Annotated in this window: 11 protein-coding genes and 1 pseudogene; 4 read left to right on the top strand and 8 right to left on the bottom strand. The window is 37.1% G+C overall.

Annotation, left to right across the window (positions count from 1 at the left end; genetic code table 11):
• A partial coding sequence (locus ACFFHF_RS12480) for a hypothetical protein (RefSeq protein WP_377058294.1) occupies positions 1 to 180 on the top strand: 180 nt, incomplete at its 5' end.
• Positions 181 to 555: 375 nt separating this feature from the next.
• On the opposite strand, the gene ACFFHF_RS12475 is transcribed toward ACFFHF_RS12480, so the two are convergent.
• Complete coding sequence (locus ACFFHF_RS12475; protein ID WP_377058293.1) at positions 556 to 1,128, bottom strand: class I SAM-dependent methyltransferase; 573 nt, start codon at positions 1,126 to 1,128, stop codon at positions 556 to 558.
• Positions 1,129 to 1,283: 155 nt separating this feature from the next.
• On the opposite strand from ACFFHF_RS12475, the gene ACFFHF_RS12470 reads away from it, so the two are divergent.
• Complete coding sequence (locus ACFFHF_RS12470; protein ID WP_377058295.1) at positions 1,284 to 2,156, top strand: YitT family protein; 873 nt, start codon at positions 1,284 to 1,286, stop codon at positions 2,154 to 2,156.
• A gap of 166 nt (positions 2,157 to 2,322) precedes the next feature.
• On the opposite strand, the pseudogene ACFFHF_RS12465 reads toward ACFFHF_RS12470, so the two are convergent.
• Positions 2,323 to 2,463: pseudogene (locus ACFFHF_RS12465) on the bottom strand (VOC family protein); the annotation flags it as partial.
• A 68-nt stretch (positions 2,464 to 2,531) separates the two neighbouring features.
• Between ACFFHF_RS12465 and ACFFHF_RS12460 the strand changes: the two are divergent.
• Both ACFFHF_RS12460 and ACFFHF_RS12455 read left to right on the top strand, forming a co-directional pair.
• Positions 2,532 to 2,765, top strand: coding sequence for a hypothetical protein (locus tag ACFFHF_RS12460; protein ID WP_377058292.1), 234 nt, complete (start codon positions 2,532 to 2,534; stop codon positions 2,763 to 2,765).
• Positions 2,766 to 2,996: 231 nt separating this feature from the next.
• Positions 2,997 to 3,584, top strand: a complete 588-nt coding sequence (locus ACFFHF_RS12455) for an ECF transporter S component (RefSeq protein ID WP_377058291.1) — start codon at positions 2,997 to 2,999, stop codon at positions 3,582 to 3,584.
• Positions 3,585 to 3,751: 167 nt separating this feature from the next.
• On the opposite strand, the gene ACFFHF_RS12450 is transcribed toward ACFFHF_RS12455, so the two are convergent.
• From ACFFHF_RS12450 to ACFFHF_RS12425, 6 genes are all read right to left on the bottom strand, one after another.
• Positions 3,752 to 5,887, bottom strand: coding sequence for a heavy metal translocating P-type ATPase (locus tag ACFFHF_RS12450; RefSeq protein WP_377058290.1), 2,136 nt, complete (start codon positions 5,885 to 5,887; stop codon positions 3,752 to 3,754).
• Positions 5,884 to 6,249: an ArsR/SmtB family transcription factor gene (locus ACFFHF_RS12445; protein WP_377058289.1), complete on the bottom strand. Its 366-nt coding sequence runs from the start codon at positions 6,247 to 6,249 to the stop codon at positions 5,884 to 5,886. The genes ACFFHF_RS12450 and ACFFHF_RS12445 overlap by 4 nt, the downstream gene beginning before the upstream one ends.
• A 609-nt stretch (positions 6,250 to 6,858) precedes the next feature.
• Positions 6,859 to 7,047, bottom strand: a complete 189-nt coding sequence (locus tag ACFFHF_RS12440) for a hypothetical protein (RefSeq protein WP_377058288.1) — start codon at positions 7,045 to 7,047, stop codon at positions 6,859 to 6,861.
• Positions 7,048 to 7,173: 126 nt separating this feature from the next.
• Positions 7,174 to 8,265 carry a GMC family oxidoreductase gene (locus tag ACFFHF_RS12435; RefSeq protein ID WP_377058287.1) on the bottom strand — a complete coding sequence of 364 codons (1,092 nt, stop codon included), beginning with the start codon at positions 8,263 to 8,265 and terminating at the stop codon, positions 7,174 to 7,176.
• Between the two features lie 752 nt (positions 8,266 to 9,017).
• Positions 9,018 to 9,494 (bottom strand): DinB family protein, encoded by a 477-nt coding sequence (locus ACFFHF_RS12430; protein ID WP_377058286.1) that lies wholly within the window; start codon positions 9,492 to 9,494, stop codon positions 9,018 to 9,020.
• A gap of 131 nt (positions 9,495 to 9,625) precedes the next feature.
• Positions 9,626 to 10,090 (bottom strand): NUDIX domain-containing protein, encoded by a 465-nt coding sequence (locus ACFFHF_RS12425; RefSeq protein ID WP_377058285.1) that lies wholly within the window; start codon positions 10,088 to 10,090, stop codon positions 9,626 to 9,628.
• Positions 10,091 to 10,238: the final 148 nt, after the last annotated feature.

The raw sequence follows: 10,238 nt of genomic DNA, 5'->3' as shown, positions 1-10,238 counted from the left end.
TTGCCTTCAGACCCTCCGCACGAATCCTCACGGACTTCGCACTGTCTGTCAGCTAATACTTCCCGACTGAACGGCGGTTGTATTCGGGACTTTCACCCTATAGCGAAGCGTGCTGCCACACGCACAAGAAAACTAGCGCGAGTCAATCTCACGCTAGTTGGTGTGTCATTTTATACTTAGGCTGTTTTCGTAAAGTTTGTTGTTTAGGAAAAATCCCAAAAGCCGGCTTTTTCCCAGCATAACGCTGGGTTTATTGGTCTATTTGGAGAGTAGCTCTTTTCTAAGGATGAAAATATTCTGATTGGCTGCTGAAACAACAAGTTTATCTCTTAAAAATTTTGTAAATAGATTTTAAAAAAGAGCCTTTACTTATGAACCCGAAATGAGAGATTAAGCAACATGATTGATTAAAAAGATAATTGTTCAGGTTAGTTTTTAATTCAATGATATTGAAATGTGCTTAACATCCCATCCCATTTTCGTTGTCATTCAGTTATATATACCCCTATTTAAAAACAATAAACCTTCCTTAATCGTTTTTTAAATTTTTTTACATCACTTTATACTACTAGATATAAACATCGACGCATCTTGCTTCATAAAAATACGATTTCCATGATGGAATGTCTTAATGCTCGTTGATTTAAAACCCACTTCAGCTAAATTTTTTTCCAGTTCATCATGTGAAAAACCGTTATGAACTTTCGGATGATTTATTTTATCATTTTTGTCAAAATCAATGATGATTAGCTTTCCATCATGATTTAAAATAGTGAACAATTCTTGTAAAATCTTTTTAGTATCCGGAATATGCAGAAGGACTAGTGATAGTAACACGATGTCTGCCTTAAGCTCAGGAGTGTCTTGAGTAAAATCTGAATAAAGGACTGTTGCGTTAGCTATTCCTTTGTGAGAAATTTTAGCTTTTGCAACTTCTAACATTTGTTCGGATGAATCGACTAACAAAATAGAGTCTACTAAGTCTGTTAATTCTAAACTAACCAGACCCGTACCACTTCCATAGTCTATTAATGATTTTGATTTACTATTTTGTAATTCTGATCTTACTTCATTAACAATAACTTTAGCTAATGCCATCCTTTCTTCTGTATCATATCTTTTTGCCATCTCTTCAAAATAAAGTTATTTAATAAGTCCCTATATTAAATAACATCATACATTATTTCATGCTAGTAAGCTAATTCTTAAGATAGCTCTAGGAATAATTAATCCAAGTTTTTATGGTAAACTTATATAACAAATGTCTTAAAGTGAGGAATATGATGAAATCAATGGAAAAACAAAAGAAGTTTAAATTTAAAAAGGTATTACAAGCACTAATGGTCATACTTGGAGGATTGATCGCGGCATATGGTTTAGAAGCCGTATTGATTCCAAACAGTGTATCAGATGGAGGAGTGACGGGCGTTAGTATTGTTGGTTCACAACTTTTCGGTTTACCACTAGGTGTACTAATTGCGGTCCTTAACATCCCGTTTGTCTGGTTAGGATATAAGCAAATCGGAAGAAGCTTTGCCTTATTATCTATTTTAGGTATTGCATCACTTGCCGTTGGTACTATTTTTATGCATCACACCCCAGCTATCATTGAGGGAGATACCTTGTTAGTAACGGTTGTTGGTGGAATTATTCTTGGATTTGGAATGGGACTAGCACTAAGAAATGGTGGTGCATTAGATGGAATTGATATGCTTGCGGTATTACTTTCACGAAAATTGCCATTTGGAACGAGTGACCTCATTCTATTCTTAAATATTTTTGTGTTTATTTTTGTTTCAACGGTTTTTGGGTTACAAGGGGCTTTCCTATCAGCCATTGCTTATTACATAGCATCTAAAGTAATTCATATTGTTGAAGAAGGTTTAAGTGGTTCTAAAACCTTTCAAATTATTACAACCCAACCTGAAATCATGATCGAGACCATTCGTGACCGTTTGGGTCGAGGTGCGACATACAAAGAAGCTTACGGTGGATTTTCGAACGAAAAATTCAAAGAAATCACCTGTGTGATCAACCGCTTAGAAGAAACGAAGCTAAAGGAAATTATTAATGAAATCGATGAAAATGCCTTTGTGACTGTATATGACGTAGCTGAAGTGAAGGGCGGAAATTTTAGAAAGCATAATATTCATTAGATAACATAACAAGAACGAGTTTCCGTTTAAAAGGGAACTCGTTCTTGTTATGATGCTTCCCATTAAAGGACTGACTTGTTTGTTTTAAAACTATTATACAAAGTCCCTTATGATCACTATTAACCATTGCGTGAAATACATCATTTACATGAAGAATCCCACCCATTTACTTCTCCCATAGCTCAATCAGTCTACCTTCAGGATCTTCAATCCAAATAAACTTTCCAAATTCACTAACCTCTTTTTCCTTCACAAGAGGTACACCAATTTCTCCAAGATGCTTAATCGTTTCGTCTAGATTATGAATTATCTAATGTATAAAATCTATCAATCTGGAAATAATAAAAATTATCATTATATTCGGAGCGTGATTATATGCTGAAAAAATATTTAGAAACTCGTGGTATTAATAAGGAAACCATCTTAATCTCCCCCATAACTGGTCGTACGTTTTCCATTGAAAGATTAATAGAATGTATAGAAAAGAAAGGATACGAGGAAACTTTCCTTCATGTCCTTAACATCTTGCCATTTAGAAACGATACACAATTACTGATGAACTATTTGTCGGGAATTGGAGAAGGCTACTTAAGAAAAATCGCTTTGTAAGTTCGTGAGTGTGCAGCTAAAGCTTCCAATAGACCTAGCTCAATAATCTAATGGATTTAAGGGTATGTAGACTTATTAAATGTCTTGTACCCTTTTCTATTTGTGTAGGCGGTATTTTCACAGATGAAATACTCCCATCAAAAGAGATGTATAGCCAATCGTTGTCTTAATAAGTCTTACGTGGCAAAATAGATTTTATGAAGCCGACTAAAGAATAGAAGGAGCTTATTCATGAACAAAAAAAATAAGACATTCCGTATGGTCCTATTAGGGATGCTTTCTGCCATCATCATTATTCAAACGTCCATCCCGTTTTTAGGATATATTCCGATGGGACCGCTCAGCTTGACGATTATTCAGGTAACGGTCATTACTGCAGCCATCGTCCTCGGAACGAAGGAAGGAGCCATTATCGGCGGCATATGGGGAATCATCACGTTCATCAGGGCATTTGTCGCCCCGACAAGCGTAATTGCACCCATTGTTTTCACGAATCCGCTTGTATCTGTTTTGCCTCGAATTTTAATTGGTGTAGTCGCTGCATATGTGTTCCATCGATTACTCAGTGGGAAACTCAATGAAACAGTAAGAATGAGTGTTGCCGGTGTGTTGGGTTCTTTAACAAATACGGTTTTAGTGCTTGGATTCATTTATTTATTTTATGGGGAGCCCTATGCGAACTTTTTGAAATTGGACATGGAGCAGCTCTTGCCTGCGCTCCTGACCATAGTAGCCACTAATGGAATGACTGAAGCGATTCTTTCAGGTGTGTTGACGCCGATTATTTCAAAACCGTTATTAAGATGGAGGAAACAATAGCAGCCATTGCTCCATAAGGCTGTCGACAAACTTATGTGCTTTACGTTTGTCGGCAGTTTTTTATTTACCTATGTAAATTCCGAGCAAAGTACCCGTTAGCATTTTTTTCGCTGTTATTTCTTCCCTTATCAAAAGGCTTCCCATTAAGAACGAGAAGCCTTTACAATCTATTTATCCTTTACTCTAAGGAGTCGTAAACTATTTAATGTTACCAGTAAGGTAGCACCCATATCAGCAAAGATAGCAATCCATAAGGTTAACCAACCTGGAACAACCAGCAATAACGCAACTAACTTAATCCCTAATGAAAAAGTAATGTTCTGCTTAATAATCATTAGCGCTTTTCGACTTAGTTTGACAGAGAAAGGCAATTTGCCAAGGTCATCTGCCATTAAAGCAATATCCGCTGTTTCTAGGGCCGTGTCTGTACCTGCTCCACCCATGGCAATCCCTACTGTAGAGGCAGCCAGAGCTGGTGCATCATTCACGCCGTCACCAATCATTGCTACTCGATCATACTTGCTTCTTAATTCTTTAATAAACGCTAACTTGTCTTGCGGAAGGAGCTCTGCTTTTACATCTGAAACTCCCACTTGATTGCCGATCGCTTTTGCTGTTCCTAAGTTATCGCCCGTTAACATGATGGTTTTCTCGATACCTAGGGAGTGTAACTTTGCAATCACATCTTTACTGTTTTCTCTTACCACATCCGCTACAGCAATTAGGGCCATGATCATCGTATCTGTACCAGTAACCATAACTGTTTTCCCTTGATTTTGTAGGTCAGTAATCACGGCCTTTACATCACTAGGAATCCCTTCAGGTAGTAGCTCATTAAACAAACCAGGGCTACCCACATAATAGGTTTTGTTATTTACTGTACCTTTGATTCCTTTACCAGTTAGGGAAGTAAAATCTTCAACCTTCGTATTTAAATAAGGGAGATTTAATTGTTCTGCTTTTTTCATGATAGCTGAGGCTAGTGGGTGTTGAGATCCATTTTCTAACGCTGCAACGATTGTAAGATGTTCATTACTATCTACACCTTGTTGAGGAACATACTCTGTAACTACTGGTACCCCTTTGGTTAATGTCCCTGTTTTATCAAAGGCAATGGCTTTAATGGCTCCTAGCTCTTCTAGATGAATCCCACCTTTAATGAGTACCCCATTTCGAGCAGCATTCCCAATTGCCGTAACAATAGAAACAGGAGTAGAAATAACTAAGGCACACGGACATCCTACGACTAGTACAGCTAACCCTTGATAAATCCAAGTACTCCAATCTGCACCGAACAATAAAGGCGGAACCACTGCAACTCCTAGAGCAATTAACATGATGGCTGGAGTGTAATATTTAGCAAATCGGTCGACAAATGCTTGGGAAGGAGCTCGTTCTGCTTGTGCTTCTTCAACCAGATGAATGATTTTTGCAATCGTTGTATCATCCACATGTTTTGTCACTTGGACTTCGAGTAATCCTTCTTCGTTTAAAGTCCCCGCAAACACTTCATCCTTTTCTGCTTTTGAGACGGGAACAGATTCACCTGTAATGGCTGCTTGATTTACAGATGATTGACCTTTTATAACCACACCATCCATAGCCATTTTTTGCCCAGGTTTGACAATCATTACGTCACCAATTTGAATATCCTCTACCGAAACCATCCATTCCTTGGAACCTCTTCTTATAAGAGCTTCTCTTGGGGCAATATCCATTAAGGATCGTATCGACTGACGGGCTTTATCCATCGAATAGGTTTCTAGAGCTTCACTAATGGCAAATAAGATGACGACCGTTGCCCCTTCGCCCCATTCCCCAATGATGGCCGCACCGATTACAGCAATGGTCATTAGTGTCTTCATATCAAATTGTAGGTGTATGAAATTCTTTAACCCAGTTGTAAATAACCTATAACCACCAACGAGGATGGAAGCACCGTACGCTAAAATGGAAGGCAGGCTTCCTTCACCATTAAATTCACCAGCTAACCAACCAATGATTAAAAAAGCTAATGAAGCAAGAACAGAGGAATGTTTTCTGAAGAATGGTTCTTTTTTTTCTTCAAATCGCTCTTTCTCTGGGATAATTTTTAAATTTTCAAAAGCTCCTGCTTTCTCAAGTTCCTCAATCGAGGCTTCACCATAAACGGTTAACTTAGAAGCTCCAAAGTTAATACTTGCATCAGAAACACCATCTAGATGTTTTACGTTCTTTTCGAACTTAGTGGCACAACCAGCACAAGTGAATCCTTGGACTCTATAAACGGACTTATTGTTTGATTGTTCTAATGCTTCACTCATTTGGTTGCCACCTCCTTTTGATGCGTAAAAGCAATCTGAATGAGTTGTTTGACATGATCATCGTCCAAAGAGTAATAAACTAATTTCCCCTCTTTTCGGTATTTTGCTAATCCTAAATTACGTAGAAGTCTCAGATGATGCGAAGCAGTTGCAGTGGTACACCCAACAATATTCGCTACATCACATACACAAAGTTCCTCTTCTTCACTTAAAGAGTAAGCGATTTTTACCCTAGTGTCGTCTGCAAGTGCCTTAAATATTTGTGCCACAGCTAAAGTATTTTGATTAGCAAGTGATTTTTGTACTTTTCCAACCTTCTCTCCATCTATACAGGACACTTCACAAACATCCTCATGTTTCATTTTTTCACCCTCATTCAAATATCTATTTGAATATTAGTATATGTAACACTTATCTAATGGTCAAATGATTATTTGAATGTTTGATATTTTTTTGGCCTATATAAATATTTGACAGTCATTTGTTACAGCTACTTATTGAGAAAATTATCGTAAAAGGAAAGACACTGGCTCTCGCAGTGGATGAAGCTTATAAAAAAACACCGGCTCTTCCATGAATTTGAAGAAAATGGCTACTTGGACTTGTCAATGTGCTTGACGATGACTTTAAAAGTGAATTTCATAGGTTTTGGTCAAAGTTTTAAGAGTAAACCTGCTGATTGGAGCGGAGGGTGCTTGACTCCTGGGGGATTCAGCGGGACAGGTGAGACCCCACAGGAGCGTCAGCGACGAGGAGGCCCACCGCCCGCCCCCCGGAAAGCAAGCGCCCGGAGCGGAAATCAGCCTTTTCCCCACCACACCCAAACAAAAAAATGACAAAAGGAAGCGAGAAGGACTTCTCACTACCTTTTGTCGACAATCTGAACGGCAGATATTTTCTGACGTTTTTTGCACCCAAGAAATAACTAAATCATAGAACCTATTGAACATTTTTGGTCATAGATTCGTATATTATGATTTTATTAGTTGATTTTCTAACGAGTTAAAATCAATCGATGGATAAGCTTCAGGATCACTATGTGCTGCCAAAATGGTTCCTCTGCTTTTGGGATTAAGGTCAATGATTCCAATACTCATGATATTAGTAGGTTGTAAAGGGTTAAACTGCCAACGATTAGCAAATACTTCTTGAATTGGCACGAAAGTTGGAACGGGTACCCCTAATAATTGAAGACGGCGCCCTGATCCATCACCCTGTTTAAAGGCTCCTAGTGCCAGTGGAGTAGTGTCAGAAGTTAATACCTGTGAAAGTCGGGTTGTTTCTACTTAAATTCCCATTCCAACAAGATATTGAGTTTGGAAATTGTGTCCCACATGGGGACTTTCTATCAGTGACGTTATTCCTGCATGAACTAAATCTGTTGCTCTCCCAATTCCAGACCGTTGCAATATGACGGAAGAAAAAATACCGGCACAAACGATGACTCCTTTTCGAGCAAGTGCTCTCTCTGTCACACCATCTCTAACAAACTCAACACCAACTGCCGTATGAATACCTTTTTTTGAATTGAATAGGATTTTATTGACCGTTGTTTTTGCAAATATGATTAACTTCCTTTTCCCCATCCCAAACTCATCTGGATGAAACTCATCTCCTTGTGTAACAATATTTGCGTTTAAATAACCAGTTGTAGTAGATGAGCGAACAAACATACCGTTCACTTCTTGTTGAGTCGTTTGTCCTTTTAAAAAGGTACAATCTCTTATTCCAGTATTATAATCCTTCACTATTGGTATCCCCAGTACCTCTGAAGTAGCCTCCACGAGAGTTGGTATTAACCGACTATTCGCTGTATTTTGTTGTCTAACAAAAATGGGGCCATCTGTTCCCCGTTCGTTTGGACTTTCTGTATCACCAGTATAGGTTTCATTTTTTATAAATAATGAACGTATATGGTCATAACTCCATGAATCACCGACATGTCTTGCCCACTCATCATAAAGTTCACTGCTTCCACGTACAGCAGCCATAAAATTATGATGTGAACTTCCTCCAATTACTCTTCCATTCCTTAATCTAAGTTGACGTCCGATCTTTTCCTCCGTTCTCGTCAGCATGTTAAATGAAAGCCTATTATCATTTGCTCGGAGATCTGCTGTTACGATAGATGGGCTTGAATTCTCCATATTTGTTCCTGCTTCAAGGACTAGGACGGAAGTTCGTTTGTCATCAGTTAATTCTTTGGCAATTATTCCACCTGCCGTTCCAGCACCAATGACAATATAATCAACCTGATTATCTCTTTTTTTCTTTTTATCTTTTGACAAAGTTTCATCATCTCCTTTTATTCTATTAGATGAAACTTGTTTAATAATGGTAAGGGCATGTACATTCGGTAGAAAACCTATTTTTTCCATTGAAATACTTCTTTAGCATAATAAAAAGTGCTGCATCAGATCAGCACTTAAATCAATTTCTTATATCACTCATGCCTCAAAAAATGTCCACTTAAAAAAGCGTAAACTCGGGTGATATCAATCTTTTTGTGTCTCATTAAACACGAATTGTTGATAGGCTAAATCTATTAACCTTATTGTTCCTTTTTTCTCACTGTAGGTGCGTCTATCATCGTTAACACCTCATTAACGATATTCCTACTATCTAATTTCAAAAGTAAACCCACTTGATATAAAAATAGTACTATCCCACTTAGGATTAATACTCCCTTGCCGCAACATTGAAATTACTTTTGAAAGTATTTTATTTTCAATAAGCGCCACCGTTTGTTCAATAAATGTGGAATCTGCGACTAGCTGATAAATAAGCGGAGAAATTTCCCCTATCTTCAAAAAATCTCTATAAATAGCTCAAATAGACGGAGAAATTCCGACTATCAACTCACAAAACAGGAAAATGGACAATTTTGCTTCCCTTAATCGGAAATTCTCCGCTTATTTACACCCATCCGAGCCATATTCTGCTGTCTAACCGGAAATTCTCCGCTTATTTTAGTCCTGTTGTTTACCCAATTAATCATAAGACTTTCTATTTTTTTTAAACCATTCCTTAAAATACCAATTGAATGTTCAACTAAACTGCTTCTATTGTTCAATAGGTAACTTCATCAAAAAATGGACTTTAATCCTTCTGAATTAATGCCCCTGTTTCTTCAATAAGAATGGATAGATTTTAACTCCCTGCCAACCAAATTAGAGGATACAGGTAGTATTTCCAATTCTCTCGACCAAACTGAAAGTTGGCCGATATGATGAATCTCATGTGCAATAAGATGGTGAAGTATTTCATCCACAGTGTATTTTTCTTCATCCCAAGGAACACTGACACTCTGTTCCTTAATGTCAACTAAATTTGTTCTTAAAAATTCAACTATTTCAATACGTAATTTATCTGAAAGAGATTTAACCTTTTCAAGTGTATTATAATCAGCAAACTGAAATACTACATCCTCTTTCCCCTGAATACCACGAATCCAACTATATTCCACATCTATTATATGGAAAAGTGTATATAAAATATTTCCTACTCCACCTTTACGATCAATTAACAACTCTTCAATCTCCAATTTATTGCACCAGTCAAACCACTCTTCTCTTACCTGCCAGTTATATTCAAAAAATTTAATCATTGTAAACACTCCATATTCAGCTTAATACAATGTATTTCGGGGTAAAGACAACTATTTCCTTCATAAAGTAACCTCACCTTAAGTTGAATAAAAAGAAGGCTCAGTTCAATTATGTAAGAATCGTCCTTTATCTAGTTTATATCTCCTAAATAGACAGGAGATTTTTCACTCCTTGAATATCTTATTATGTATTTTCTTAACTCCTTTGGATAAATTCTATAGTCTAGTAAATCGTTAATATGAATCCATTCAACTCCAACTTGGTGACTGTCAGGATTAGTTGGTGGTCCATAATTATTTGGTCTATTAATAATGTTACAAACGAAGTAATATTCCACTTGATGAACATTAAAATCGAAAGAAGAATGTTCGTGGTTTTTACCTATATACTCTCTAATATGAAGGAGCTCTTTAATTTCTACTTGTTCTCCAATCTCTTCAATACACTCTCTTGTTAAAGTACTATGAATCGTTTCTCCGTGCTCTTGCCCTCCACCAGGAAAAAGATAAAAATAACCTTCTTCATCTTTATTTTTAGTTAGTAAGAGTTTATCATCTTTAAGTATTATAGCTTTTGCTGAGTTTCTAATATTCATATATGCCCCTCCACCCTAATTTTCGTATTGTCAAAACTTTTATAGTAAATAGGTTATTAAATCCTATCTAAGAGGGCTTTATAAGCAAAAAAATTGCCACCCCCTGAATTCTAAGGATAATTGAGGTTACGACACTCTCAACAACCTA

Source organism: Robertmurraya beringensis (genome assembly GCF_042433785.1).
Classification (GTDB): domain Bacteria; phylum Bacillota; class Bacilli; order Bacillales; family Cytobacillaceae; genus Robertmurraya_A; species Robertmurraya_A beringensis.
This window is presented reverse-complemented; position numbering and strand designations above follow the sequence as displayed.

What these genes read in the sequence shown, in the direction of transcription:
- ACFFHF_RS12475 (WP_377058293.1), bottom strand. Translation starts at nt 1,128, where the DNA reads ATGGCAAAAAGATATGATACAGAAGAAAGGATGGCATTAGCTAAAGTT.
- ACFFHF_RS12455 (WP_377058291.1), top strand. Translation starts at nt 2,997, where the DNA reads ATGAACAAAAAAAATAAGACATTCCGTATGGTCCTATTAGGGATGCTT.
- ACFFHF_RS12445 (WP_377058289.1), bottom strand. Translation starts at nt 6,249, where the DNA reads ATGAAACATGAGGATGTTTGTGAAGTGTCCTGTATAGATGGAGAGAAG.
- ACFFHF_RS12435 (WP_377058287.1), bottom strand. Translation starts at nt 8,265, where the DNA reads ATGGAAAAAATAGGTTTTCTACCGAATGTACATGCCCTTACCATTATT.
- ACFFHF_RS12425 (WP_377058285.1), bottom strand. Translation starts at nt 10,090, where the DNA reads ATGAATATTAGAAACTCAGCAAAAGCTATAATACTTAAAGATGATAAA.
- ACFFHF_RS12430 (WP_377058286.1), bottom strand. Translation starts at nt 9,494, where the DNA reads ATGATTAAATTTTTTGAATATAACTGGCAGGTAAGAGAAGAGTGGTTT.
- ACFFHF_RS12470 (WP_377058295.1), top strand. Translation starts at nt 1,284, where the DNA reads ATGAAATCAATGGAAAAACAAAAGAAGTTTAAATTTAAAAAGGTATTA.
- ACFFHF_RS12450 (WP_377058290.1), bottom strand. Translation starts at nt 5,887, where the DNA reads ATGAGTGAAGCATTAGAACAATCAAACAATAAGTCCGTTTATAGAGTC.
- ACFFHF_RS12460 (WP_377058292.1), top strand. Translation starts at nt 2,532, where the DNA reads ATGCTGAAAAAATATTTAGAAACTCGTGGTATTAATAAGGAAACCATC.